This window comes from Kribbella antibiotica (assembly GCF_004349055.1).
Classification (GTDB): Bacteria; Actinomycetota; Actinomycetes; order Propionibacteriales; family Kribbellaceae; genus Kribbella; species Kribbella antibiotica.
In genome coordinates this window covers 1-26,495 of sequence record NZ_SMKX01000039.1, presented here as the reverse complement: position 1 = coordinate 26,495, position 26,495 = coordinate 1, and the positions used below count along the sequence as shown (strand labels likewise).

The following is a 26,495-nucleotide window of genomic DNA, read 5'->3' as shown; positions in this document are numbered from 1 at the left end:
CTGCGCTGTCAGTCCTCGCCGAGGTACGCCTTACGTACATCGTCGTTGACCAGGAGCTCACGACCGGTGCCGGACAGTTTGATCTGGCCGACCTCCAGCACGTAGCCGTAGTCCGCCCGCTTCAGGGCGGCCTGGGCGTTCTGCTCCACCAGCAGGATCGTGGTGCCCTGCTTCTGCAGCTCCGTCACCGTCGACATGATGCGCTTCATCATGATCGGCGACAGACCCATCGACGGCTCGTCGAGCATCATCAGCTTGGGCCGGCTCATCATCGCCCGGCCCATCGCCAGCATCTGCTGCTCACCACCGGAGAACGTTCCGGCCGGCTGCTTGCGCCGCTCCCCCAGGATCGGGAACAGGTCGTACGCCGAATCCAGGTCGGTCCGGATCCCCGCCGGGTCCCGGCGCGAGAACGCACCGAGCAGCAGGTTCTCCTCGACGGTCAGCCGCGGGAAGATCCGCCGGCCCTCCGGCGAGTGCGCCAGACCACGCGTCACGATGTCGTGCGCCGCGACGTTGTCGATCCGCTCGCCCTGGAACCAGATCTCGCCGTGGGTCGGCCGAAGCAGCCCCGAGATCGTCCGCAGCGTGGTGGTCTTGCCGGCGCCGTTGGTGCCGATCAGCGACACCACCTGCCCCTGCTCCACGCTGAAGCTGATCTTCTTGACCGCAACGATCTTGCCGTAGGCAACTTCCAGGTCCCGGACCTCGAGCATCGCCGTGAGCGGCTTTTCCTCAGTACTGTCGGTCATGGCTTCGCCTCCTCGACAACGTCCTGCGGGCCGTCGTCGTCCTCGTCGTCGTCCTCACCGGAGCCGATGTAGGCCTCGATGACGCGCGGGTCGGACTGCACCTCACCGGGTGTGCCCTCGACCAGGGTCTCACCACGGACCAGGCAGAGCACCCGGTCGCAGAGGGTGAAGATGAACCGCATGTCGTGCTCGATCACCACGACCGACAGACCCAGGTCCCGGATCTTGAAGATCAGATCCATTGCCTGCTTGGTCTCCTGCGGGTTCATGCCCGCCGTCGGCTCGTCCAGCAGGATGAGCTTCGGGTCGGTGGCCAGCGCCCGCGCGATCTCGAGCCGGCGCTGGTCGCCGTACGGCATGTTCCGGGCCAGGTGCTCGGTCGACTTGCCGAGCCCGACGAAGTCGAGCAGCTCCTGGGCGCGGGCCCGGGTGGCTGCCTCCTCACGACGGAACTTCGGGCCGCGCAGCACCGAGGTGATCGCGCCCGCGCTGGTGCGGCTGTAGCGGCCGACCATCACGTTCTCCAGCGCGGTCATGTTCGCGAACAGCCGGATGTTCTGGAACGTCCGGGCCATCCCCGCCCGCACCACCGCACGCGGCTTCGGCGGCAACGGCGACAGCTTCGGCAACGACGGCACCTGTACGGCGACAGTCACTGCATCGACGGCAGCAGCTGACGGCGCCTTCTTCACCCGCTTCCGCTTCGGCGGTTTCGGCGCCTTCCGCGGCACCCCGGCGAACCGGACCTGACCGCTGGTCGGCTTGTAGAGACCGGTGAGGCAGTTGAAGAACGTCGTCTTGCCGGCCCCGTTCGGGCCGATCAGACCGACGATCTCGCCTTCGCGCACCGTCAGGTTGACGTTGTTGACCGCCAGCAGGCCACCGAACCGCATGGTGACGCCGGAGGCTTCGAGTACCGTCCCGCCGACCGCAGCAGCGGCCGGAGGGGCATCCGTGACGGTCATTTGGCCTCCTCGACGAGCTCGTTCTCGACCACTTCGGCCAGGTGCTCGTCATCCTCGTGGAACTCGAGCTGCCGCCGTCTGCTCGCCACCAGACCCTCGGGCCGGAAGCGCATCATCAGCACCAGCGTGATGCCGAACAGCAGCAGCCGGTACTCCGAGAAGAACCGCAGCTTCTCCGGCAGCAGCTTCAGGATCGTTGCTCCCAGCAACACACCGGCAATGGTGCCCATACCGCCGAGCACGATCGCCGCCAGCAGGAACGCCGACTCCAGGAAGATGTACTGGTCCGGGCTGACTGCACCGTCCTGATGCGCCTTGATGGTGCCGGCCAGACCGGCCAGGAACGCACCGACCGCGAAGGCGAGCAGCTTCAGTCCGAAGACGTTCACGCCCATAGCCTCGGCCGCCTTCTCGTCTTCCCGGATCGCGACCCAGCCGCGCCCGATCCGGCTGTTGTTCAGCCGGGAGAAGACCAGAATCACGCCACCGGTCAGGATCAGCAGCAGGAAGTAGTAGTTCGAGAACCGGCCGAGCTCGATCCCGAACGGGTGGTGCACGGCACCGAAGTTGAAGCCGAACAGCTCCAGGTCCGGGATGCCCGGAATACCGTTGGGGCCGTTGGTCAGGTTCGGGCCGTTGTTGCCGTCCAGGTTGAACATCGCGAACCGGAAGATCTCACCGAAGCCCAGCGTCACGATGGCCAGGTAGTCGCCCGAGACCCGCAGCGTCGGCGAACCGATCACGAGCCCCAGCAACATCGCCACCAAGGCACCGACCAGCACGACAACCAGGAACGGCGGCTTCCAGCCGATCGTCGCGAACGCCGACTGCGACAGCGTCGCCGCGACATAGGCACCCGAACCCAGGAACGCGATGTACCCGAGGTCGAGCAGACCCGCCAGACCGACGACGATGTTCAGGCCCATCGCGGTGGCCGCGAAGACCAGCACCGAGGTCGCGATCGACATGTTCGCGTCCGACCCGTCCTGCGTGAACGGGAACAGGAACGCCACCGCGAACGACGCCAGCGTCAGCACCTTGCGGTTTCGCTGCCCGGCCTGGGCGACCCACGACATCGCACCGGTCCGGAACAGACCGGTCGCAGCCGTCGCGATGAACACCAGGCAGAGAATGAACGACCAGGCGTCCTCGAGTCCGAGTGCGTAGGCCGCGAGGAACAGCAGCGACCCCATCAGGACAGCGATCGCCAGGATGTCGACCCACCCTGGCAGCTTCGCCGCTTTCATGTTCCGCAACTGCCGCAGCGGCAGCAACCAGCCCGAGACCGCGATCAGCAGCGCGCCGACCAGGGTCACGTACCCACCCGGGTTGACGTTGATCAGGCCCTCGGACTCCACCGAGATCGCGACCAGGACCAACGCCATGTACAGGACCAGACCGGTACCGAAAGTCCGCAGGCCCAGCGTCGCGTCCAGCCAGGACCCGAGTGCCGCCAGCGGCCCCTTCGCCGCGAGCAACAGTACAAGCGACAGCACGGCGATGACGATCGCCAGGATCTGCAGCCCACCGGGGAAGAAGTCGATCGACAGGTCATTCAGGATCGTGCCGTCGTAGCTCCAGGACAGGAACGATCCGACGATCACCAGCACTACACCAGCCAACCCGAGCGGCCAGGCGACCGGGTTGGCCTTCGGAGCAACCGCGACCTCCGGCGCTGCCGGGGTCTCCGTTTGTACATCCGTCATGCGCGGTCCACCACCCTCGCGCCCAGCAGGCCCTGCGGCCTGAACACCAGAACCAGAATCAGGATCACGAACGCCCAGACGTCCTTCCAGGTGCTACCACCGAACTGGCCTGGGATGTACTGCGTCGCCATCGACTCGACCACACCGAGCACTAGGCCACCCACGACGGCGCCGTAGATGTTGCCGATACCACCGAGGACGGCAGCGGTGAATGCCTTCAGACCGGCCAGGAAGCCCATCCGGTACTGGATCTGGCTGTTCTGCAGCCCCTGCGATACACCTGCGACCGCAGCGAGCACAGCACCGAGCGCGAACGCGATCACGATGATCTTGTCGACGTTGATGCCCATGAGCCGGGCGGTATCGGGGTCCTGCGAGACGGCCTGCATCCCGCGCCCGGTCCGGGTCCGGTTGATGAAGAACCACAGCAGGATCGCGCACAACGCCAGCGCGCCGATCGTGAAGATCGCCGATCGCTGGATCGTCACGCCGCCGACGTTGAGTGCCGTACCGGACACGACGTCGAGCTGCGGGAACGGAATACCCAGCTTGGCACTCGGCCACTCGACGTGCGTGATCAGCATGCGCCAGACGATCCAGCCGACCTCGGCCGTCACCACCGCCACGGCCGCGGCCGTGGCGATCGTCTGCAGACCGAACATGACGCGGGCCGTCTTCTTGGCCAGCGATGCCGCCAGCAGACCGGTCCCTGTGCCGACAGCCGCACCGACGACGATCACTCCGACGGAGAGCACGCCCAGGTCACGCGCGACCAGGCGGGCAACGATCCACAGCACCACGGCGCCACCGGCGGCGCCGAGCAGCGGGGCCCGGTCGGACCACTTGGAGACCGGGTGGCTCAGGTTCGGGCGGCCCGGACGCGCACCGACGGCATACCCGAGAGCCAACGCACCGGCGGCGAACAAGACAACCGTCCAGGCCGGCTGGTCGTACATCAGCCGGATGAACTCCTGCAGGAACACCGAGATACCGATCGCGGTGATCAGCGGAGCCAGCCGTGGCGCGTTCCGCAGGGGACGATACGCGACACGTTCCATCAGTACGGCGGTGCCGACCGACGCGATGATCGCGCCGATGATCATCACCGGCAGGATCCAGACCGAGGTCTGGTCCTTGAAGAACAACAAGTATGTGGTCAGTGCGCCGAACGCACCGATCATGAACACCTCGCCGTGGGCGAAGTTGATGAGCTGCACGATGCCGTAGACGACGGTGTACCCGACCGCGATCAGGGCGTACAGCGATCCCAGGGTCAGCCCATTGACGAGCTGCTGGAAGAACTGGTCCACGTCGACCTCCCAACTGCCTTAGTTCCGACATGCCACGGGGGCGGGAGGATCACTCCCACCCCCGTGACATGAAGGTCGACTTGCTTACTTGGTTTCGAACGTCTTGGTCTCGACGGTGGCCCACTTGCCGGCATCCACCTTGTAGACGGTCAGCACCTTCGAGGTGCTGTCGCCGTACTGATCGAACGCGACCTTGCCGGTCACACCCTCGAATGACACCTTGCTGAGGGCATCGATCGTCTTCTGACGGGCAGACTCGACGTCAGTGGCACCGGCCAGCGACGTCTTCAGCGCGTTGATGATCGCGTTAGCGGCGTCGTAGGAGTATCCGCCGTACGCGGCGGAGTCTTCCTTGTAACCGGCAGCGGCGTAGTCGGTGAGGAACTTCTTGCCGGCGTCGGTCGTGTCGGTCGGCGCGCCTACCGAGGTGGACAGGTCGCCGGTCGAATTCTTACCGGCCAGCGTGATGTACTTCGGGTCTTTGATGCCGTCGCCGCCCATCAGCGGGACGTTCAGGCCGCCGGCCTTCATCTGCTGCGAGAGCGGTCCGGCGTTCGGGAACTCACCGCCGAAGTACACCGCCTGCGGAGCCAACGGCTTGATCGCCGAGACGACCGCGCTGTAGTTGACGTCGTCCGGGTTCACCGTCTGGGCCGCGACGACGGTGCCGCCGAGCTTCTTGAACTCCTCCGTGAAGGTGCCGACCAGACCCTGGCCGTAGGCCTTCTTGTCGTGGATCGTGGCGACCTTGGTGATCTTCGCCGTCTCGTACAGGTACCGGGCCGCAAACGGGCCCTGGACCGCATCCGTGGTGCAGGTACGGAAGTAGTTGGCGTACGGGCGCTTCGGCTCCGTCTGCCACTGCGCGCCCTGGGTCAGGCCGGGGCCGGTGTTCGCCGGCGAGACCTGGGCGATCATCTTCGCCGCGAGCACTGGCTGGACCAGTTGGGCAACGCTGGTATTCAGTGTACCGACGACGCCAACCACATCCGCGTCAGCGGCGAGCGCGGTGGCGGCATTCTTGCCCGGGTCTGTGTGCCCCTCGTCGTCCTTCGGTACGGCCTCGAGCTTCCAGCCCGGGATCGCATTGGTGTCGTTGGCCTGCTTGATGGCCAGCTCGACCGAGTGCTGGATACCGAGGCCCAGCGCCGACAGGTCGCCCGACAGCGGTGCGATGATGCCGATCTTGGCGGTCTTGGTGGTGCTGCTGTTAGACCCTGCGTCGCCACCACTGCGAGAACCGCAAGCAGTCAGGGCCAACGACGCAACGATCAGCGACGCGCCGACCCGTACTACGGAACGCTGGTGCACTGTTCCTCCCATGTCTGGATAGTCCGGCCGATCCCCGGACTCTCACGTTTGCCGCGAGCATCCGCAGATTAGACCGCCTGATGCTCCCAAGCGAACAACGCACAGGCTGTGTTGTGAGGTCGTTACCGCCGTAAGGGTCGTCTTCAGTCCTGATTACTGACTCGCCGAAAAAATGGTCACCGAGAGTGACGGAATGACCAAATCGAGTCACGGGGTGACCAGGGGGCGGAGTGACGCCCGCCACAATGAGTGACAGATTCCCGCTGCGGCTCACCATTGCGGTGACAATCCGTGCCTAAAAGGGCTTCACTGACTGCCCAGCAGGCCCCTAAGGCTCGTCCACCAACGAGCAGGTCTCCACGGTATGAATAGGGGCCTTCGGCAATAGTTCCCACTGGCCCCACCCACCCCATTCAATTGCTTTCTGCGACCAATCAATCACCTACTGCAACAATCCGCGTAATAGTGCTCACATTGCCGGTTTTGGCACGAGCGCAGAGGGTGTCCCTCGATCAGCACAGAGTTAAGGTGCGTGGGGGGATCAAGAAGGGGGCTGGGGCAACTAAATGGTATCGGCGCTGCGATTCGGCATACTCGGCCCACTGGAAGTTCAGGGTCCCACCGGGAAGCTCCCTGTCCAGGCAGGTAAACAACGAGTGGTTCTCGCAAGCCTTCTTTTGCAGGCCAACAAGACGGTTTCGATCGATCAACTGATGGAGAATCTCTGGTCTGAAGTCCCGGTTAAGACCGCTCGCGCGACCGTCCATCAGTACGTCATGCGCCTTCGGCAATGCCTGGGAGAACCCGAGCTAATCCGGACCGCCCCGGACGCCTATGTCATTGAGTTACCACCGGATCATGTCGACTTGAATGAATTCAACACCATCGTTCGACGCGGACGCCATCACGGAAGCCACGGCGACCTGGCCGCCGAATCATATTTGTTGCGTCAGGCCACCGAATTGTGGAGAGGAAAACCGCTCAGCGACGTACCATCGGACTCGCTGCAGCTGACCGAGGCGTCCCGTCTGTCCGAACTGCTGCTGCAGACCGTCGAACGTCGCATTGATCTCGACCTCCGCCTCGCCAGAGACCACGAGACCATCGCCGAACTACGGACCCTGACAGCGGAGAATCCGCTGCGCGAGCCGTTCTGGTACCAGCTGATGGCAGCGCTGTACCGAACTGGCAGGCAAGGCGAGGCGCTCGAGGCGTACCAATCCATCAGCCTGCTGATGGACGAGGAGCTCGGCATCTCCCCGGGCCATCAGCTCTCCGCACTCCATGACACGATCCTCAACGGGCGCGACCTCGTCCTGCCCAATCAGCCGACGGTCGTCGCGACTCTCAAGGCTCCCCCCACTGTCCGAAGTCCACAACAGCTCCCTCCCGTCGACACCAGATTCATCGGCCGTGCAGCGGAGCTCGATGCACTGGTCGCTGCTCTCGACGAGGGTGTTCAACTCGCGAGCCCGACTGTTGTCGCACTCCACGGCCCAGGTGGAATCGGCAAGTCCGCCTTGGCGATCCGCGCCGGCCATGCTGTCGCGAGCCAGTATCCGGACGGCCAGATCTACATCGACCTGCAAGGAGCAAGCCCAGGCCTGGAGCAGGTCTCAGTGGGCGACGCGCTCAGCCGGATCCTCCGCGCGATCTGCGGGTACGACGTGACCCTGCCCGCCGCCGAAGGTGAGCTCGCCGCGATGCTCCGTACCGAGACGACAGACCGGCGGATCCTGATCCTCCTCGACAACGCCGCGACCGATGATCAGCTTGCGACCCTGCTGCCCGCAGGCTCAGGCTGTGCCGTGGTGATCACGAGCAGGCAGCCAATCACCACCTTTTCCTGCACAGCCTTTAGGGCGACCCCGCTGTCAGCTCCCGAAGCAATCGACCTGCTGAGCGCGATCCTCGGCGCCGACCGGGTTGCCGGTGAACAGGGGTCAGCGCTCGACCTGGTCCAGTACTGCGGTCACAACCCGCTGTCGCTGCGTGTCGTCGCCGCACGTCTCGCAGCGAGCCCGGAACTCACCATCCGGCACACTGCTCAACGGCTCAAGGCAGGCCACTGGCGAGATCTCGGCATCGAGGACGATTCGGTGCGATCCTCACTCGAAATCAGCTACCTCGACCTGGTCGAGCGTGCGCGGCAGCCCTCAACCGGTGAGCACCACGCCGCCGAAGGATTCCGGATGATCGGTCTGTTACAGACCCCCGAGGTCACCGCCCCGCTGCTCGGCGCCCTTCTGGACATCACCGTGCCGGCGAGCGTCGCCACCCTGGGCCAACTGGCAGAGCTGCACCTGATCGAAGCGGCCGCAGCGCCGGGCCGCTTCCGCATGCACGACCTGCTCCGCCTGTACAGCCGCGACCTCGCCCGCGAACACGATTCGAACGAAGATTGCGAACTCGCGCTGAAACGCGCGTTCGAGTGGTACGCGACCGCAGTCGCCGAGGTCAGCCGCTCACTCGACGGAAACCGCTTCGAGCGTCTGAGCGCTACCACGGATTCGATTCTGGACCTGTCCACTCGGCTCGACGCCACCGCTTGGCTCGACCACGAACTCCCGAACCTCTCCGCCTTGGCTCAGCAACTCCCGGACTCCTTCCGCGAACCGCTCTGCCGCCTAATTCCGATGATTGTGCGGCAGTTCCAGAAACGCGGACGTTGGCGCGAAATCGAGGCTCTCATCCGGCTCGCCCTCCCGGCTGCTATCCAGCTCGGCGACCAGCGTACCGAGGCGACCCTGCTCGCGGGCCTCTCATCCTGCAACTGGCGAGCCAACAGGTTCGCCGAAGCCGAGGAGAACCTTCGGCAGTCCGCTACCATCCGCCAGAGCATCGGGGATCCGGCCTTGGCCGGACTAGCGCTACACAACCTCGCATGGTTCTACCAGCGAACCGGCCGCCTCACCGAGGCGATCCCTTACTACACACAGAGCCTCGAACTGATCGACCATCAGGCTGAGCCGGCGTGGTTCGGTTCGTTGCTGCACAACATGGGCGAAGCCTTGTCCGAAGCTGGAGAATATTCCCGTGCCCAGGATTGCCTGGAGCGAAGCTTGACCGTCCGTCGCCAGTGCAACGATGCGAATGGATCCGGCATCACGCTCGTCGCCCTTGGACGGCTGCATGCACACCAAGGGAACTACCAACTGGCGTTGACCACCCTGGAAGCCGGTCTCGAGGTCTGTCGCGACCTGGGAAACCGCGAGGACGAATGGGTGGCTCTTCTCATTCGTTCCGAGGTCCTCCGCCGTACCGGGCAGCTCCTTGCAGCCCAGGCCGCCGTCGCCCAGGCCCTCGCCATCAGCCGCACTGTGGCCAACGCGCACGGCGAAGCCGCGGGCCACCGTCAGCTGGCCCGCGTCCTCACCGACCTCGGTCAGACTCCCGCCGCTCACCAAGCCCAAGCCCGCTCCGCTGACCTCTTCGCCCACCTCACCACTCCCATCGACACCACCCTTGAGGCCTTCCTCACATCCCACTGACGTCCCAGAACGGGCGCGCACATCCCTTGTCCACAATCTCGCTCAGCCGGACCGCGCCGTACAAGGAGTCCAGCGACAGCTCGAACTCCGGGTTGTCCAGCGAGTAGTCGGGGAGCAAGCGCAGCGTGTTCTTCGCGGTGAGGGTCGGCCGACCGCTCAGTACGCAGCGGCTCTCCTGCGCCTTCCACCAGTCGAGGGGCCGGTCTCCCAGCGACTTCTCAGCAACCCCCAAGCGCTTCAGCACTGAGGCTGCCCAAGTGGCACTTTTCCCACCGCATCGTTCCAAAGCCTTGGCTGCTATCGCTTCGCGGAACAGCGCGTCGACGTCCGGACCAGCGGCACCGACCCGCTGGGGAGTGAACTGGGCTTGGGGATTCTTCGGACAGGCAGCTCCGCCGAGCACACCGGCGGCCGCCAGAAAGACCATCGACGGTGAGGCCTTTGCAGGCACCTCGGATGACGGAAGCTCACCCGCGGCGAACGCGTTCAAGGGTTTCGCCTCGATGTCAGTGGACCCGTCCGTGGTTCGACCAGACCGGACCGTGGCGATGACATCCGCCGGGAACCGCAACGCACGGAGCGTCTGCGTCTGGTACAGCTTGGCCATCGAGTCGATCGTCAACTGCCCGGCGAGCCGGCCCTGTGTCTTCACAACCAGGTCCAGCCAGTTCGCGACATCGTCAGACAGTTGGGGCCGGGCGCCGGTAGCACCCACTGCGTCGGCGCATGCCAGATACGACAGCGTGTCCCGATTGATCCTGATGGTCCGCCGCTCGGTGAGAAGCGCCGTACATACGGCGGGAAGGACTGGATTTCGGCCTGCCGCTGCCAACACCTTCTGACCGGCCCAGAGCTGAGCAGCGGTGTACAGCCCAACGACTCCGTCCTGAGCGGCAAGTCGAGCTTCTGCGAGATCCAGCAGTTTCTTGGCGACCGGCGGCGAGCAGGGGCTTCCCGCAGCGATCGCCAGTTCGGACCACACGGATGCTGCGACAAGATCCTGGTCCCGCACCGCCGAAGTCACCAAGCTGCATGCCGTAGGCACCGCCGGCGGGCGTGGTGGTGTCACCCCGAGAAGCCGCAGAAGGTCTCGCCCGGCGACATAGGCTCCGGCAGCCTCGACGCTGCCTCTGGACAGCCCAGTCGCAAGGTCGGTCATCCGTCGCTGCGCGGCCTTGGCCGCCGTGTCTCGCGACACTGCGCGGCTGGAAGCCCGGACAGCCAGCCAGGTGGCGAAGAATGGATCAACGCCGTCAACCTGGACGAGTCCGGCTTTCACCGGCGGCTTCACGGATACCTTTCCCGGCCGTTGAGCCAGTTCCAGCGCGACACCGGCCGCCAAGGCCTCTGTCACCACCGGCTGACCCGAGGGTTGCGCGATCGTTGCTGCCTTCCCTTGCTTGACCAGCAGCCGACCGATCGTCGTGCCGGTGCTGAGACGCCACTCTGCGAGTGGTGAGGACCGCTCACTGACCGGAGGTGGCGCAGATCGTTCAGCGGGTCCCGCACAACCGCACAGTGCCGCCAGCAAGAATCCGAGACCTACCGTCATCACTCGTTGCGCTCGCATGCCAACTCCCTCCACGTCCGGCAGGGGTGCGGCGTGGACGCCGCACCCCTCGGGATCAGAACTTCCTGACGGCGTAGTTCTCAGCGGTCGCGATGGTTGCCTTGCTGCCCGCGGCAAAGGTAGCCGTGGACTTGTGACGGTAGTAGTCGACCTTGCCCAGGGTGCCTTCGGTAGTGACCCGTCCCCCACCCGACGAGACCGACCACTCGCCGTCGTTGTTCGGCTTGGTCCCGGTGTCGTAGGTGTCGGTGGCGCTCTTCTCAGTACTCGACACGGTGCAGTTGCCACCGATGCCGATGCTGCAGGACAGGATCTCCGTGCCACCCACGGTCCACGAGCTCGTCAGTCGCTTCGTGCCGCCGCTGTACGCGTACCCGTTCAAGCAGCCCGTGTTGACCGCATCGCTGTTGCTGGACGACACGTAGAGCGACTGCTTGTTGGGAAAGTTCAGCTTGTCCGTAATAGTGAGGACTGCCTCGGCGCCGTTCACTCCCCAAGTGCTGCCGGGCTTCTGGCAGCCGCCGTACCCGTTCTCCCGCAGGTTGAGAACCTGGCCGGCCTTCGTGGCGGTGCCTGTCTGAGCGCTGGCCGGCAGCGCGGCGGCGACACCCCCCAGGACAGTGGCAAGAGCAGCGACACCAACTGCAAGTTTCTTGATCATTAAAGCCCTCCCGATGACTGTGACTACGTTGCGTTCAGCAACTCGTCACAGTCTGGAAGGGCCTCCTGCCGTCTGCCTGCCGTCTCGCTGCCGCGGTCGGTTAGGAGCCTGCCTCGTCCACGACGAGCTCGGCGACCTGCCGCATCGACACCCGCTTGTCCATCGCGGTCTTCTGGATCCACCGGAACGAATCCGGCTCCGACAGCCCGAACTTCGTCTGCAGCACCGACTTGGCCCGGTCCACCAGCTTGCGCGTCTCCAGCCGCTCCGCCAGATCCGCCACCTCGCGCTCCAGCTCCGCCAGCTCCACATACCGCGACGCCGCGATCTCGATCGCCGGCAACAGATCCGCCTTCGAGAACGGCTTCACCAGATACGCCATCGCCCCCGCGTCCCGCGCCCGCTCCACCAGCTCCCGCTGCGAGAACGCCGTCAGCATCAGCACCGGCGCGATCCGCTCCCCAGCGATCTTCTCCGCCGCACTCAGCCCGTCCAGCTTCGGCATCTTCACATCCAGAATCACCAGATCCGGGCGGTGCTCGATCGCCAGCCGAATGGCCTCTTCCCCATCGCCGGCCTGCCCGACGACGTCATACCCCTCCTCGGCCAGCATCTCGGCCAGATCCATCCGGATCAACGCCTCGTCCTCAGCGATCACCACACGCTTAGCAGTCACGAGCCCCACTGTATCGATCCCCCACTCAGGACTTCGGCCCCACGAACGTGTCGAGCCTCTCCACGCCTTCCTTCCGACTCACGGCGATCACATTCCGCCGCGGCTGCCGCCAAGGAATCCCCAGCACATCCAACGTGTCCGTGAGGATCTTCCGAATGTCGTCAGACTCGTTCGAGAACATGTATCGGAGGTACTCGTACCGCCGCCCATCCGCCTTGCTCACCCAGTTGAGGAACCGGCACCCGTCCGAGTGGAACAGCCCGCGCAGGAGCCGTTCGGGGTACTTGGCAACAATCTCCAGTTGCCAGTCCACCAGCTCGATCTTCCGCAGATGCTTCCGCCCCGGCCCATGCTGAGGGAACACACAAGGCCAGTGCTTCCACCGCGCCTCGGTCAGAACCACACCTGGCCTCCGTCGTGGAACGGGACTCGCGGTCGGCTTCACCCGGATAATCGTCTCTGCGATCTCCCGGTTGAGATCGTCGTACCGGGCGTCGTTGGCGATCTGCAGCGTGAACACACCGCGCCGGGCTTTGGCGATGGACCCATCCCCCAGATACCACCCCAGCAGCAGCGCGTACGCGGCCTCGTCCAACTCAGCCCCGTCACACTGCGGACAAGGAGTCGGCTGGAACCCTGTCCCCCGCGGCAGCCCGAGCTCCTGGTACACCCGGCGCCACCGCTTGATTGTCTTGATCGCAACGCCATGTATCTCGGCGTTGGCCCGATCACTGATCCCGTTGTCCGACATCCGCAACGCGGAATCAACCGTCTCCTGCGACCTGATGTGCCCCATGCCTCATGCTCCAACAAGCCACCGACACTTTCAGTGGCGGCAGCCGAACAAAGCAGAAGAGCTGGACCCCCTGTCGGTGGGTCCAGCTCTTGGCCGATCAAATGGTGCCGAGTGTGGGATTCGAACCCACAAGCCCTTGCGGGCCATGGTGTTTGAGACCATTGCGTATGCCGTTCCGCCAACTCGGCAAAACCCTGCTGGACAACTGTAACTGCTCGACCTGCGGTTCCGAAAATCGGCCCTCGGTCCTCAGGCTTCAGGCTGCCCCAGCCGGTCGACCTGCCGATCGAGGTTGTGCACTTGGGTCGAGTCCGCACCGAACATGGCCACCAGCAAGGGACGAACGGCCTGCAGTTCGCTCAAAGCTTCCTCGAGACGTTCGCTGGCGACGAGCATCTGCGCGATGACAAAGCGGGATTCGAGCACCGCTTCGGCCCTCGTACCGTCCGCCACCGCGTGCTCTGTGTAGTACCGCAGTTGGCTGAGCGCCAGTTCAGGCTTGCCGATCTCGGCATAGGCATGACCAGCGTGGTAGGCGCAGTCGAGGGCCGCGGGATCATCCGGCGTCAGGTACCTGCGGTAGTCGCGTCCCACCGAGTCAAGGACGCTCGCCGCGCGCGTGTACTCCCCAGCATAGAACAAGGCCGCGCCCAAGGAATGGCGCACGCGCAGCGCCAGAGCGGGATCGTGGGCGGATCGCTCGACGCCGATCTCCAACAAGCGGATCGCCTCGGACGGCCTGTCGTTGTCGAGCAGCACTTCTACATTGGCCTGGAGCCTCAGAAATTCGTCGTCAGTGAGCCTGTCTCCTGCCGGTGCCGCCTGCCGATGCCTGGCACCAGCCAGCAGCGGGCGGCGGAACGGACGGGTCGGATCCCGGGTCTCATCAGCGTCCGTGCCGCTGATGCCACGCGCCAGATCAACCAACGTCTCATAGACGGTGTCGGCCGTTGGGCGCTCCGAGGCGCCCTTCGCAAGCATCGCCGCGACCAGACCGTCCACTTCCTCGGGGACGTCAGGCCGACGAGCCCGCACCGGCGGCGCGGGCGTCTGCAAATGGTGTGCACGTAGCGGGATCTCGGTCGTGCCGTGAAACGGGACGTCACCGGACAGAAGCTCGAACAGCAGGCACCCGAGCGAATAGATGTCCGACGCCGCCGTCACCACCCGTCCGATGCACTGCTCCGGCGACATGTAAGCCGGAGTTCCGACCGTTCGATCAACTTGGGTCAACCGGGGCAATGCACCCGCGCCACGCAGGATCGCAATGCCGAAATCGAGGATCTTCACCAGACCACCATCGACCAGCATGACGTTGGCCGGCTTGATGTCGCGATGCACGATGTCGACTCGGTGGACGTCGGTCAGCACAGCGGCGATCTGCGCGCCGATCGCCGCGGCCCAGGCCACGCTAGGAGGTGACGTGACATAGTTGCTGTCATCGAGCGCTGCTTCCAGCGTGGAGCCACGCAACAGTTGCATCACGAGCCACAGTTGCGGGCTGCCATCGGGCCCCGTTTCAACTCCGGTGTCGTAGACGGCTGGGACGCCTGGGTGTTCCAATTGCGCAGTTGTACGAATCTCGCGGAGGAAGCGCTTGCGATCGCGCTCGGCCGCGTCGCGGACCTCGACTGCCTCCGGACTATCCGGCACTGCCGAAGCCGCACCCGACTGCCTCAGCAGCTTGATCGCCACCCGGCGGTCGAGCCGTTCGTCGTAGCCGTAGAAGACCTCACTCATGCCGCCCCGGCCGAGTGAACCATCCAACCGGTATCGACCGCCCAGCAGCCGCTGCGCACTCACCCGGTCGTCCGATCCATCTCAGCGCGCAGCCTGGCCAACGCCTCGTCGCGCGCGGGCTCGGTGATGATGCGGTAGGCGCGCTCACGAGCCGCTTGCTTGATCGCCCTGCGGAACTCGTTGTTGTCGAAGTACAACTTCACGAAATCGGTGTTGCGCTCCGCATTGTCTGCGACGATGTTGTCCAACCGGTCGTCGGCGACTTGCCCGAACCTCGCTTCGTCATTCATCAGCGCAATCTGCTGCATTCCGGTGTCCTCCACCAGGTTGACCACCTGCTGATAAACCAGGATCTCATCGGAGGTGCCGAGGTCGAGCCCGAACCGGTCGTTAAGCTCACCGATGACTTCCGACAACGGCTTGACCTCTGGTTCGACATAGCTACCGCCATCCGCAGCGTGACCGCGAACATCACGGTCCCCTGACTCAGCCAACGACACGTTGTGCCGCCCAGTGAACTCCAGGCGGAAGTGGCTGAGGTCCGCATCTCCGATGTCCACCGCCGCCGCCGGCCGTCCCGGCAGGCGAACCAGCAAGACCCGACCGTACTGATACAGCCGTTCCAGATCCCGATCGCCCCAGTCCACGATCTGTGCGATCAGGCTGTACGCACGTACGTAGCCCTGGAGCGCGCCCCGGAAACCCTCCCGCTCGTCGTCGGTCGCGAGCGCCTCGAAGCGCTCGATCGCTGGGTTCAGATAGTTGTGCAACTCGGCGTGCAACTTGCGTTCCGCAGCCTCCGGAATCCGACTCGGGCCGGCGCCCGCCAGCACCCGGACGAAAGCCTCCATCTCCGGGACCACAAGCAACGCGTAGTCCATGACCTCGCGTTGCTTGTCGTAGAGCAGATTCGGGTCGGTCGGCTCGGTAATCGTCCGCTCGAACCAGTCCGCGAACGCCGCCTGGATCGTGGTGGCGTCGTTCACGAAGTCAAGAATCCGGACGTCGTCCTGTGCCTTCAGCGGGTGAATCCGGTTCAATCGCGACAGCGTCTGAACAGCCGCGACCCCGGTCAGTGGCTTGTCGACGTACATGCCGCACAGCAACGGCTGGTCGAAGCCAGTCTGGTACTTCTCCGCGACGACGAGCAAGCTGTACTCATCCTGGCCACGCGCGGCGGCGTGCGGGTCGTCTGCTTTCGCGTAGCCGAATCGCTCCGGCAGCCTGCTTTCGGCGAATCCGTTCAGCTGAGCTTCCGTGAACTCCAGTTGCGTCTTCTCATCGGTCAGGCTCCCGGAGAAAGCCACGAGCGCGCCACAGTCGGTGTATCCGCGCAACTGGACGTAGCTCCGGATCGCCTGATAAAGATCGACGGCGTGCTGTCGGCTGGGAGTGACAACCATTGCCTTCGCCCGGCCACCCATCCGACCGGCAACGTTGTCCCGGAAGTCATCGACGATGAGCTTGGCCTTCTGCTCCAGCGACTTCGGGTGCTGCTCAGCGAACCGGACCAGCCTCGCCCTCGCCTTTTTCGCGTCAACCTCGGGGTTGGAGATACGCGACTCGACCTGCTCGACCGCAGCATTGCGCAACCTCCACTTGGTCACATAGGTGAGGTAGTTGGCCAGCACGTCGAGGATGAAGCCCTCCTCGATCGCCTGCCGCATCGAGTAAATGTGGAACGGGACATACATGCCCTGCTCCCCCGTCCGGGGGTTCACACGGTCTTCGTCGAAGGTGCCGAACAACTTCAGCGTCGGGGATTTCGGGGTCGCAGTGAACGCGAAGTACGACAGGTTCGACTGCTTGCCCCGCACCCGCGTCATGTATTCGACTTCGTCCTCGTCCTCCTGCCTGACCGCGTTGGAGCCGAGTGCCTGCTTGAGCCGGAACGCCGCGTCACCACCCTGTGAGGAATGCGCCTCGTCGATGATCACGGCATACCTCTTGCCGGCCAGCTTCAGGTCGGCGATCTTCTGCAGCACGAACGGATACATCTGCAACGTGCTGATGATGATCTTCGACGTCGCATCATCGAGCGCGGCGGCCAGTTGAGAGGAGTCCATGTCGATCTTCTTCACCACGCCTGGGGTGTGATCGAACTGGTAGATCGTCTTCTGCAGTTGCCGGTCAAGAACCACGCGGTCGGTGATCACGATCGTCTTGTGGAACACCGCCCGGTTGTCGACATCGAAGAGGTTCGACAGCCGGTGGGCGAGCCACGAGATCGTGTTCGACTTGCCCGACCCCGCCGAATGCTGAACCAAATAGCTGTGCCCGGATCCGTGCAACCGCGCATGCTCGACCATCTGCTGGACCGCATGCCATTGGTGATACCTCGGGAAGACGCGCGGCGCCGTGTGCGGATTCACCTTCGTGGCGTTCTTCTCAGGAGCCGCGATGTGCATGAACCGCTGCAGAATCTCCAGCCAGTTATCCCGCTGCCAAATCTGCTCCCAGAGGTAGAAAACGCTGTAGGAGTCGGGAAGCGCCGCCGGATTGCCCCACGCACCCGAAGCACCCGGGCCGTTGGAACCAGTGTTGAACGGCAGGAACTGCGTGTCCTTCCCAGTCAGCCGCGTGGCGACAAACGCACGATCGGGATCCACCGCGAAGTACACCAGTGCCCGCTTGGCAAAGAAGAGCTCGTTAGGGTCGCGGCGGCGGTACTGTGCGATGGCGTCATCGGCGTTCGTTCCGGAGTTTGGGTTCTTGAGTTCGACTGTGGCCACCGGCAGCCCGTTGACGAAGAGCGCCATATCGACCGACAGCTTCGGGTCGCGTGCGCTGAAACGAACCTGCCGCGCAAGGGAAAGTACGTTCTGCCGGTACTCCGCCAGAGCATCCACTGCCAGGGTGTGGCCAGGCCGGAAATAGGCCAGCTCGATCTGTACTCCGCGGTCACGAACCCCCCGACGCAGCACATCAAGTACCCCTCGCGAGTCAACCTCGGCAGCGACACGCTGCGCAAACAGCCGCTGCGCGGTCGCCTGATCGCCACCATAGAGCTCGATGAGCCGATCCCAGCTCTCGATCTGCGTCGCACCGATAAACCGGTACATCTCCCCCGGATCGAGTCCCAACTCGGCATCGAACGTCCCCTGCGCGCGCTGCCACCCATACGCAAGCATCTCTTCCTCGACTCGCACCTCAAAGGAAAGTTCAGTGAGAAGCCCAGGACTCATACCGCACCCCCTCGAGCGGTAGCGACATCAATCTGCCCAGTAACCGCCGCCGTAACCAAGGCCCTGCGCCGCTCAGCAAGCAACTCGATCTGGCGGTCAACAGCCTGCTTGAGCCGGTCGATGGCCTGGATTCGCTCGGCCACCTCCTCGACAATTATCCGCTGCATATCTATTTGCACAAGAGGCACACGAAAATCGCGAATCTTACTACTGCTCGTGGACGCAAGATTTGTCGTTCGACTACCAGTGCTTTCAAAGTAACTTCGACCTATTGACGCCCGAGTCAAGACCGAAAGATACTCCGGAAGGAGTTTTGTCAGGTTAGGACGGACGGCAAAAACATGGTTCTGGTGCAAACAAGGATCGATCTCGCCGGTCCACACTGTCCCGCGACCTAACTTATCGAGATCGCCACCCTCGGTCATCAACACGTCCCCGTACTTCAGCCGACTGGCCGCGGCAACACTTCGCGACACAGTAATCTCTGTAACTTTCGAGAGATCCACATGTCCGGCTTGCACATTCGCCACCCGCAGGTAAGGCACAGTAACGACCTCGCCGCCAGACGAACGATTCGCATCGACCGTGACACCTGTCTGCACATTGACAAGATAGCCGAGCCGAACACGCGCGTATCCACTCGCGCGTCGAAGCGAATCATCTATCGCACTCTGAACCATCTCAGCCATTGCTTTAACTTGCTCATCACGCCGGTTCATCATCTGATCAATCCAGGCCGTCTCTGCGTCGAGAAGGTCGGCGATACGCCGTTGCTCGTCAGGCGGCGGGAGGAAGCAGCGCCATGTAAGAAGAGCCTCCGCATCGAGGTTCTGGATTCCGGTCGCCTGTTTGACGAATCGGCGAGTTACCCCCGACGAGTACAGGCTATTCATGAGGTAGCAAACGAATCGGGATTCGACGGAACTGTTCACCTGCAGACGCGCACAAAAATTCGAACAGACCGCATCAACTTCAAGATCGAAGCGCGCAACACTCCCTACAGGCTGGTCCGCACTACCTCCGGACTTTTCGAGAACCAGATCGCCGGGCTTCAGCCGATGAACTCTTAGCGCGACTGCCTCGACGCTTCTGCGTGGAAGTTTGTCGCTACTGATCCGATTGGTACCTCGATCAAAGTCTGTGCCGCGAGCACAAAAAACGTTTCCGTCACCCTGAGGATCATCCCCCCATATCCCGTTTCTAACGGACGAGAATAGGTCCTTGAGCCTAAGCTCCCGCCACTCAACGGTCTGACTCAACGCGCCACCTCACCGAGGAGTTTTTGGATCTGATCTTCCAACTCACGCAACTCAGCGTCGATCTCAGCTAGCGGACGCGGCGGCGTATAGACGTGGAAATAGCGGGTGAACGGTACTTCGTAGCCGACCTTTGTTTTTTCGTAGTCGATCCAGGCATCCGGGACAATGCGGCGTGACCTCGCGGGCGAAGTAGACGTTGATATCCTCATCCAGCGGGACATTCTCGTAGTCACGCAGGTCCGGGTCCGGGAGCACCCCACCGTCGTTGTCCAACTGAACCTCGCCTTTAGGGTCCGCTACGGCGACGGCGGCCCAGAAGCCCTTCAACAGTGCCGCTTTGCTCGGCCATGACGCGCCGGCCTCCCTAATCGTCCGACGCAGGACAGCGGCCGCGTCCTTCTTTGTCCACCACACCGAGCCAACCGAGCCGCGCAGTACATCGACCAGGGCGTCTCGCCCGTCCCACTTCTCCAACTTCTTCGAGATCTCAAGCGACTCGAGGGTGTCCGCCGTCACCTCGAACCGTTGCTTGAGTGGCCGCTCGACAGTGATCCGGCGGTATCCGAAATCCTGGGACCGGATGATTTTCAGTTTGCCGTGATCGGGGTGGCTGGCGTCGGCCGCAACCTGAACAGCATCAACATATAGCTTCGTGATGTGGTCGATCTGGGCGTCACTGATTCGTTTGCGTTTGTCACCCAGCGACTTGGGCATCTTCTCCCACTGATCGCGCGCATCGAGCAAGACCACTTGATCTCGTAGCCGTTGGTCCTTGCGATTGGACAGCACCCAAAAGTACGATGAAATACCCGTGTTGTAGAACAACTGATCCGGCAGCGCAACGACGCCTTCAAGCAGGTCCTCTTCCAGGATCCACTTACGGATGTTCGACTCGCCAGACTCTGCCGCACCGGTAAAGAGCGGCGACCCATTGAAAACGATCGCCGTCCGAGCTCCTTTACCCTCGACCGCCTCCATCTTGTCGATCATGTTCTGCAGGAACAGGAATGATCCGTCATTGATTCGCGGGAGCCCGGCACCGAAGCGACCGTACTCCCCGAGCTCGGCCTCGTCTTCGACGAACTCCTTGACCTTCTTCCACTCTACGCCGAACGGCGGATTGGTTAACATGTAGTCGAACTTGCGATCGGCATACGCGTCTTCGGAGAACGAGTTTCCGAATGCGATGTTGCCACGCTGGTGACGCATTAGCATGTCGGCTTGGCACATGGCCCACGCCTCTCCGTTGATCTCCTGCCCGAAGAGGTACACCTCGGCTTTCGGGTTGATCGACTTGATGTGCTCCTCAGCCGCAGTCAGGATGCCGCCGGTGCCACACGCGGGATCCAGGATGTTGATTACCTGACCCTCACCTATGATCGTGTCATAATCCGGGGCGATAACCAGGTTCACCATCAGTTTGATAACTTCGCGCGGGGTGAAGTGCTCGCCGGCGGTCTCGTTCGAATCCTCAGCGAATCTGCGGATCAGGTGCTCGTAAACGTACCCCATATCATGATTTGTGAGCTTATCCAGATCACGCATTCCGGCAAAGCTGCCAACAACGCGGTAGAGCAGCTTCGCATTCACTAGCCGGGTAATCTGATTATCCAGGTCGAAGCGATCCAGGATTTGCCGGACATTCACCGAGAAACCGTTGATGTAGTCGCGGAGATTCCTGGTGACGGTCGTCGAATCGGCTGCGATCGACTCGAAGTCCTGTGCTGATGTGTTGTAGAACGGCAGCTTTGCAGCGCTCTCCAGCAGATGCCGCTTGTTCTGCATGTCAAGGTCTGCGTCACGATCCCGTACTGCGTCGCGCGTCGGCTCCATCACAGCGTCCAGGCGACGGAGCAATGTGAACGGCAGGATGACCTGCCCGTACTCGTGGCGTTTGTAGTCTCCGCGCAGCAGATCGGCGACAGACCAGATGTGGTTTGCCATCTGGGTATGCGTAGGTCCTGAGGTCACAGCTCTCTCGTCTCGCCTTCGATCGGGGCACTATGGTTCTTCGCGGCCAGCGAGTCCGGCGATAGCACACCGGCTGTCAGCCCGCGAACGGTTTCGTTGACGATGCTCGCGCTCAGCTTGGCGAGCGAATTCAGCACCTCTTCCAACCCCCGCAGGCGTCGAAAAGCCGCTCCGTAGCTGCGCTGTTCGTCGATCGTCATGCGCGGGATTCGGCAGCGACGGAGATCGTCACGGCTGAGCCCACCGACCATACTGGCTACCGGCAGCGACGCGGCATCGGCCCATACAAACGTCGCGAGGAAGTATCCGTCCAGCCGTGCCGCATCCAGTTCGATGACCTGCGCGATTCCGGCGTCGTCGGCATCGGTACCGGTCGCGACAACCGGTGGGCGCCCCATCGTGAGCAGGAGCAGATCACCTTCTCGAGGTGTCGAGCCTCTGGACAGGATTGTCAACGCACCACTGCGTTCCAGGTCCGCCAGCGTCACAGACTCGCGTCTAGTCTGCAGTTCGGAAGCACCGAATCGGGGCATTCCCGTGCCGAGCAGAGCGTATAGACCCTGCAGGCGTTCGGTGACCCGCTCTAGGTCGCCAGCCGTCACATCCGCGGGTCCGGCGACATGGTGGCCCGGCAACAGTTCTGCATCGCCGTCGACCAACTCGCTCCGCGGAACAAGGCGGCAGGCGGCCGAACCGCCATCCGCTCTCAACTGCTGCCAGCCCTCGTATTCTTGCGGAATCTCCGCCGCATCCGGAATACCAGACAAGTCAGTCATCCGGACGGATCGCAGCGCTCGCGCGCCAACCGGACGCCGCAAAACCCAGAGGCAGACATCTGAGCGGACCGCCGTTCCCATCCCCTTCGGCAAGGCGACGACATCGCGAAGGGCACCCGAACGCACCAACTCAGCGCGAACCCTCCGACCGGACGGCTGGACACCGGTACGCGGAGAGACCGCGATCACCGCCACGCCGTTCGGACGCAAGAGTGAGTAACAGTGCTGCACCCAAGCCAACTCTGCGTCGCCAGGTCTCGGAATCCCGACCTCTCCCCGGGCATCTGCTTCCTTCACAGGCGCGAGCGGCTGCCGGCCCGACGGCGGCTTGCACACGACTGCTGCAGCGGTTCCCCGGTACTCACGAAACCAGTCGGTACGCAGCGAGTCGCCGATGTGTAGCTCGTACAGAGGAGCACTGAAGTGGCCTCGCAGCCGCGATGCGCCGAGCGTGGCGGCCGCCTCGATCATCTCCTGACCAGCGAGACGGACCTGGTCACCAAAACGGTCGGCGACAGCGATCAACAGCGTCCCATCCGCGCATGCCGGGTCCACGATCACAGGCAGGTCAGCAGCATCGCCGGGTTCCGCCTCAGCACCCGGCGGGAGAACGTCCGCACCCAAATGCGGCAGCAAGGAGACCATGACCTTGGCGAGCAACTCCCCGGCGGTCAGGTCTACCACCGACGCACCCGCCGGATCGACATGACCAAGGATGCGCGTTCCGGTTCCCGTGTAACCCGAAGTCGCAAGCTGATCGGCCTTGCCTGTCGAGACCAGCCACGCTTCGACCTCCGCCCGGGAGAACGTCGGCCTAAGCTCGGTTCCCCCAACAGGCTGAGGGAAATCCGGGTACCGAGCACGCCAATTGGATACAGCGGCACGACCGACGTTGGTCATCCGAGCAATCGCGGCGGCGCTCAGCACATCGGACCGGTTCGAGCTCACCCAAGGGAACGCTACTGCATAGAGGCCACCCGGGCAACAGCTGTGTACATAAACGTCAATGTTCACAGATGAATCGCTCTGAGCCGCGTGACTGTGCCGGCATCTGCACGTTGTCATTGATGCCATTCCATCACTCAGCAGACACGAGGGGGAGGTTCCAGTCTCATGGTCAGCGAGTCTCAGCCGGGTGCACCCGTCGTCGCGCGAAGGATGCGGATCCCTGGCACCGCACGTCCTCACGCAGAGGTCCTCAGAGAGGTGCAAGCATTCAACAACGGAATCCGAGCACCGTTCAAGATCTTCTATGGTCACGACCCGAACAAGCTGCACAGATGGCGGATCAAGCTTGACTGCGGATCCGTCGAGGAATGCCTGACCTACGGTGAACCTCCCAACAAATGTCCGATGCGGGATACCCTCACGGGCGTTCCCCTGCCTCTCGGACAGCGACTTTGCAAGAGCCATGCTGCCGGGCCTGCGCCGTACAGGACTATCGACGATTGGCTTGAACGCAGCGAGGTTATCTTCCCTCCTGATCCGGTCGAACCGAAATACGATCTTGCGCCCGGAATCTGGCAACTCATGCGAAAGGACTACGAGCGCACTGTCGCCTACTGGACCGTCAAACTGTCCTGCAGTCACCAAACCAAGGTGGTCACGGACCTGGGCTGGAGACCGGGCGACGAACCTAGGACCACGGCAGAGCGTCAGCGCGAAATGCTGGAGGAAAACGAAGCCGACCGGCTGCTGAATCCGGAACCCGATGTCGAGGAGCAGATGATCCGCGACCATCTGAGGCGCATGCTGAATGACGGCTGGCCGAGTCCAAGCCCAGAGGCACAGTGCTCGACATGCTCGTACGCCCGCTGGATCGTCGGATATCAGAGTCTGGATTGGCTGGTGCCGCGTCCGAAGCCACCGAATCCGAGGCCACCCAAACGCGAATTGCTCACCAACCGGCTCAACAAGCTCGAAGCCGACGCAGCCGAACTCAGGCGCGAACTCGAGCAGCTCCCCTGACAGGGCTCAGCAGTCTCCAGTTGCCCGGCTCGACCGGCTACGGACGATGATGCGGGTGCCGCAGTTCCGCCGCGAGGGTGCAGCCCATTTCGGTCAGCTCCTCAGATCGAGGTTTCTCACTTCAGTGCCTGCAGAAGGCCCGTGATCGCAGTGACTGCCGCAACCGCCGCCGTCATGACCTTGACCATCCTCCGGGCAGGTGACGAGATCTTGCCAGCACGAATCCATTCGGTCGTGGCCGCGACCTCGCGGAGTTGCACCCACTCAGGATCGAGCCGCCCGAGGACTGCACGAATCGCCTGCTTGAGCTCCGCAGTTGCAACGACAGCGGAGCCGGAAACCGCCTGCTCACGCAGAGCGGCAAATAGGGAGTCAGCCGCCTTCAGCCCCGCGTTCGGGTCGACGGCAGGCGTCGCGCCGAGAGTCCCGGCGAGCGAAACCTGCAGGTATGGCAACGCGTCCAGGAGATCTGCGCCGCCCGGGCCGAGGTGCAGTGAGTACCGCGTTGGAACCACCCGCTGGACAAGCCCACGAAGCGGCTGCCCTGCACCGCGCCCCAGGGCGATGGCGACACCGACGAGGAACCGGGCGTCCGCCATTCGCCGATCGAGATATCTCATCGCTCCGACACCCACGGACACCACCAGCACGGCCGCCAGGCCACCACCAATCGCACCAGAAGGATCGGCTCCCCGGATGGCAGTCACAGCGAACCACATCATGATCGCGTCGAACAAGCTCACGCCGCACAGCGCCGTCCACAGATCCCATCGCGCCAGAAGTCGAAGGCCGTCCCGCACTTCGTCCGGCTTCAACCCGCACACCCACCTGACGCGGCCTGGGCTGAGATGCGTCCTGACGCCAACGCACATGCAGAACACCATCGTTGCCAGCGATACGACCACGCAGATCGCGAACGCCAAACCATAGATTCCGTTGGTCAACCGCAAGCTCGAAACGACGACGACGTACATCATGAGGATCGTTCCTGTCACCGCCCACCAGGTGAAGGTGACGTACGCAGCGAGGTTTCGAGGCGCGCCAACGACCCGTCGCCGGTACCAACGATCGGCCAACGGCAGCGGCCATGCATGCAGCCCGTACCGGAATGCAGCGCAGGACCCGACAGGCACAAGCACCAACGCGCACGCGCTAAGAATTCTCAGAACCACACTATTTCCTCGCCTTCGAAAGCGCAGAGCGCACTATTGACAACCGTCCAACATGGGCATCGGGCAACAACTCCGAAGGGGGACACCCCGATCACGCCTCTCGGCGTTCTCTACGGTCCCTCCGCAGGAGCACTGTTGTTCTCGCGCGGCGCACAGCCTCGATAAACTACACCGAGATACGAATCCGTCACTCAACGGCGTAAGGAAGGGAGTGTAAATCCCCATGGCCAGTGAGACCGAACCGGACATACCCGTAGTCGCACGGAAGGTGCATATCTCCGGCATTGCTCGCCCCCGCGCAGAGGTTCTCAGAGGAGCCGATGAGTTCAGCGAGCGGATTGCGCCGTCGTCCCAGCTCGGCTATAAGTACGACCGGAACAGGCTGTGGAGGTGGCAGAGCAAGCTTGACTGCGGATGTGTTGAGGAGCGTCTGACCCACGGTGAAGTACCTTCCGAACGCCCATTGCGAAACTTTCTCCACGGCGGCACGCTGCCCCCCGGGCAACGACTCTGCTTGAAGCATGACCACCAGCCAACACCCTTCAGGGCCATCGACGAGTGGCTTGAGCGTCGCGTGGTCACCTTCCCGCCCGATCCGGTCGAACCGAAATACAATTTCGAGCCTGAACTCTGGCAAGTCTTCCGGAACGACCACGAACACATCTGCGCCCGGTGGACTGTGCACCTGTCCTGCGATCACCAGACTGAGGTGACCACACCCCTGGAGTGGAAGCCGGGCGACGAGCCCCGTCGATTGGCGACACCAGAGCATCAGCGCGAAATGATCGATGAGGCTGAAACCTCCTGGGCGTCGGAGCCGGACCCCGATGCCCAGGAGCAACTGGAACGCGATCACTGGCACCGAAGGCTGAACGACGGCTTTCCAGTTCCGGACCCGGAGGCGCGCTGCTGGGCCTGCTCCTACGCTCGCTGGATCGTCGGCTATCACAGCCTGGGCTGGCTGGTGCCACGACAGAAGCCGAAGCCATCCAAACGTGAACTACTTACCCGCCGACTCAACAAACTCGAAGCCGACGCTGCCAAAGTCAGGCGCGAACTCGAGCAACTTTCCTGAGCCCCTTGTCGGTGGCTCGGCGGGAAGGGGTTGCTCGGCTCGACGAGCTGGTGGGGCCGAAGGCTTAGTAGGCCGCCAGGAAGGTTTTGGTGAGGGCTGCGGGGTTGAGGG

The 26,495-nt window shown here is 63.3% G+C and carries 18 protein-coding genes, 1 tRNA gene and 1 pseudogene; 4 read left to right on the top strand and 16 right to left on the bottom strand.

Annotated elements, in window-relative coordinates; all coding sequences use genetic code 11:
• Positions 1-8: 8 nt before the first annotated feature.
• From E1263_RS16045 to E1263_RS16025, 5 genes are all read right to left on the bottom strand, one after another.
• Positions 9-752, bottom strand: coding sequence for an ABC transporter ATP-binding protein (locus E1263_RS16045; RefSeq protein WP_132168113.1), 744 nt, complete (start codon positions 750-752; stop codon positions 9-11).
• Positions 749-1,717, bottom strand: a complete 969-nt coding sequence (locus tag E1263_RS16040) for an ABC transporter ATP-binding protein (protein ID WP_132168112.1) — start codon at positions 1,715-1,717, stop codon at positions 749-751. Before E1263_RS16040 ends, E1263_RS16045 begins: the two co-directional genes overlap by 4 nt.
• Positions 1,714-3,423 carry a branched-chain amino acid ABC transporter permease gene (locus E1263_RS16035; protein ID WP_132168111.1) on the bottom strand — a complete coding sequence of 570 codons (1,710 nt, stop codon included), beginning with the start codon at positions 3,421-3,423 and terminating at the stop codon, positions 1,714-1,716. Before E1263_RS16035 ends, E1263_RS16040 begins: the two co-directional genes overlap by 4 nt.
• A complete protein-coding gene (locus tag E1263_RS16030) occupies positions 3,420-4,733 on the bottom strand; it encodes a branched-chain amino acid ABC transporter permease (RefSeq protein ID WP_132168110.1) in 1,314 nt (437 codons plus the stop codon). The genes E1263_RS16035 and E1263_RS16030 overlap by 4 nt, the downstream gene beginning before the upstream one ends.
• A gap of 84 nt (positions 4,734-4,817) precedes the next feature.
• Positions 4,818-6,056, bottom strand: a complete 1,239-nt coding sequence (locus E1263_RS16025) for a branched-chain amino acid ABC transporter substrate-binding protein (protein ID WP_238161271.1) — start codon at positions 6,054-6,056, stop codon at positions 4,818-4,820.
• Positions 6,057-6,610: 554 nt separating this feature from the next.
• Between E1263_RS16025 and E1263_RS44350 the strand changes: the two are divergent.
• Together E1263_RS44350 and E1263_RS16020 are read left to right on the top strand one after the other, a co-directional pair.
• Positions 6,611-6,856, top strand: a pseudogene (locus tag E1263_RS44350) (AfsR/SARP family transcriptional regulator); the annotation flags it as partial.
• Between the two features lie 54 nt (positions 6,857-6,910).
• Positions 6,911-9,535: a BTAD domain-containing putative transcriptional regulator gene (locus tag E1263_RS16020; RefSeq protein ID WP_238161270.1), complete on the top strand. Its 2,625-nt coding sequence runs from the start codon at positions 6,911-6,913 to the stop codon at positions 9,533-9,535.
• Here E1263_RS16020 and E1263_RS16015 read toward each other — a convergent pair.
• The 10 genes from E1263_RS16015 to E1263_RS15970 all read right to left on the bottom strand — a co-directional run bounded on the left by E1263_RS16015 (position 9,522) and on the right by E1263_RS15970 (position 23,117).
• Positions 9,522-11,105, bottom strand: coding sequence for a hypothetical protein (locus tag E1263_RS16015; RefSeq protein WP_132168108.1), 1,584 nt, complete (start codon positions 11,103-11,105; stop codon positions 9,522-9,524). The genes E1263_RS16020 and E1263_RS16015 overlap by 14 nt on opposite strands.
• A gap of 55 nt (positions 11,106-11,160) precedes the next feature.
• Complete coding sequence (locus tag E1263_RS16010) at positions 11,161-11,766, bottom strand: hypothetical protein (RefSeq protein ID WP_132168107.1); 606 nt, start codon at positions 11,764-11,766, stop codon at positions 11,161-11,163.
• Positions 11,767-11,866: 100 nt separating this feature from the next.
• A complete protein-coding gene (locus E1263_RS16005; protein ID WP_132168106.1) occupies positions 11,867-12,451 on the bottom strand; it encodes an ANTAR domain-containing response regulator in 585 nt (194 codons plus the stop codon).
• A gap of 16 nt (positions 12,452-12,467) precedes the next feature.
• Positions 12,468-13,238: a transcriptional regulator gene (locus E1263_RS16000; protein WP_132168105.1), complete on the bottom strand. Its 771-nt coding sequence runs from the start codon at positions 13,236-13,238 to the stop codon at positions 12,468-12,470.
• Between the two features lie 102 nt (positions 13,239-13,340).
• Positions 13,341-13,426 (bottom strand) — tRNA-Leu (locus tag E1263_RS15995).
• Positions 13,427-13,487: 61 nt separating this feature from the next.
• Positions 13,488-15,041 carry a serine/threonine-protein kinase gene (locus E1263_RS15990; protein ID WP_202868908.1) on the bottom strand — a complete coding sequence of 518 codons (1,554 nt, stop codon included), beginning with the start codon at positions 15,039-15,041 and terminating at the stop codon, positions 13,488-13,490.
• Positions 15,038-18,163 (bottom strand): type I restriction endonuclease subunit R, encoded by a 3,126-nt coding sequence (locus tag E1263_RS15985; protein WP_132168104.1) that lies wholly within the window; start codon positions 18,161-18,163, stop codon positions 15,038-15,040. The genes E1263_RS15990 and E1263_RS15985 overlap by 4 nt, the downstream gene beginning before the upstream one ends.
• A complete protein-coding gene (locus E1263_RS15980; RefSeq protein ID WP_132168103.1) occupies positions 18,160-19,422 on the bottom strand; it encodes a restriction endonuclease subunit S in 1,263 nt (420 codons plus the stop codon). The genes E1263_RS15985 and E1263_RS15980 overlap by 4 nt, the downstream gene beginning before the upstream one ends.
• Before the next feature lie 63 nt (positions 19,423-19,485).
• Positions 19,486-21,366: a type I restriction-modification system subunit M gene (locus E1263_RS15975; protein ID WP_202868907.1), complete on the bottom strand. Its 1,881-nt coding sequence runs from the start codon at positions 21,364-21,366 to the stop codon at positions 19,486-19,488.
• 23 nt (positions 21,367-21,389) lie between these two features.
• Positions 21,390-23,117 (bottom strand): N-6 DNA methylase, encoded by a 1,728-nt coding sequence (locus E1263_RS15970; protein WP_202868906.1) that lies wholly within the window; start codon positions 23,115-23,117, stop codon positions 21,390-21,392.
• Positions 23,118-23,375: 258 nt separating this feature from the next.
• Between E1263_RS15970 and E1263_RS15965 the strand changes: the two genes are divergently transcribed.
• Positions 23,376-24,137 carry a hypothetical protein gene (locus tag E1263_RS15965; RefSeq protein ID WP_132168102.1) on the top strand — a complete coding sequence of 254 codons (762 nt, stop codon included), beginning with the start codon at positions 23,376-23,378 and terminating at the stop codon, positions 24,135-24,137.
• 116 nt (positions 24,138-24,253) lie between these two features.
• Here E1263_RS15965 and E1263_RS15960 read toward each other — a convergent pair whose 3' ends face one another.
• The gene (locus E1263_RS15960) at positions 24,254-24,952 is read right to left on the bottom strand and encodes a hypothetical protein (RefSeq protein ID WP_132168101.1); all 699 of its coding nucleotides are present in this window, start codon (positions 24,950-24,952) and stop codon (positions 24,254-24,256) included.
• Between the two features lie 580 nt (positions 24,953-25,532).
• Here E1263_RS15960 and E1263_RS15955 point away from each other — a divergent pair.
• Positions 25,533-26,384 carry a hypothetical protein gene (locus E1263_RS15955; protein ID WP_132168100.1) on the top strand — a complete coding sequence of 284 codons (852 nt, stop codon included), beginning with the start codon at positions 25,533-25,535 and terminating at the stop codon, positions 26,382-26,384.
• The last annotated feature ends 111 nt before the right edge of the window (positions 26,385-26,495 follow it).

Bases quoted from the DNA above. Each gene is read 5' to 3' on its own strand.
- E1263_RS16015 (WP_132168108.1), bottom strand. From the start codon at position 11,105: ATGCGAGCGCAACGAGTGATGACGGTAGGTCTCGGATTCTTGCTGGCG.
- E1263_RS15975 (WP_202868907.1), bottom strand. From the start codon at position 21,366: ATGGCAAACCACATCTGGTCTGTCGCCGATCTGCTGCGCGGAGACTAC.
- E1263_RS16010 (WP_132168107.1), bottom strand. From the start codon at position 11,766: ATGATCAAGAAACTTGCAGTTGGTGTCGCTGCTCTTGCCACTGTCCTG.
- E1263_RS16045 (WP_132168113.1), bottom strand. From the start codon at position 752: ATGACCGACAGTACTGAGGAAAAGCCGCTCACGGCGATGCTCGAGGTC.
- E1263_RS16000 (WP_132168105.1), bottom strand. From the start codon at position 13,238: ATGGGGCACATCAGGTCGCAGGAGACGGTTGATTCCGCGTTGCGGATG.
- E1263_RS16035 (WP_132168111.1), bottom strand. From the start codon at position 3,423: ATGACGGATGTACAAACGGAGACCCCGGCAGCGCCGGAGGTCGCGGTT.
- E1263_RS15985 (WP_132168104.1), bottom strand. From the start codon at position 18,163: ATGAGTCCTGGGCTTCTCACTGAACTTTCCTTTGAGGTGCGAGTCGAG.
- E1263_RS16025 (WP_238161271.1), bottom strand. From the start codon at position 6,056: ATGGGAGGAACAGTGCACCAGCGTTCCGTAGTACGGGTCGGCGCGTCG.
- E1263_RS15955 (WP_132168100.1), top strand. From the start codon at position 25,533: ATGGCCAGTGAGACCGAACCGGACATACCCGTAGTCGCACGGAAGGTG.
- E1263_RS16040 (WP_132168112.1), bottom strand. From the start codon at position 1,717: ATGACCGTCACGGATGCCCCTCCGGCCGCTGCTGCGGTCGGCGGGACG.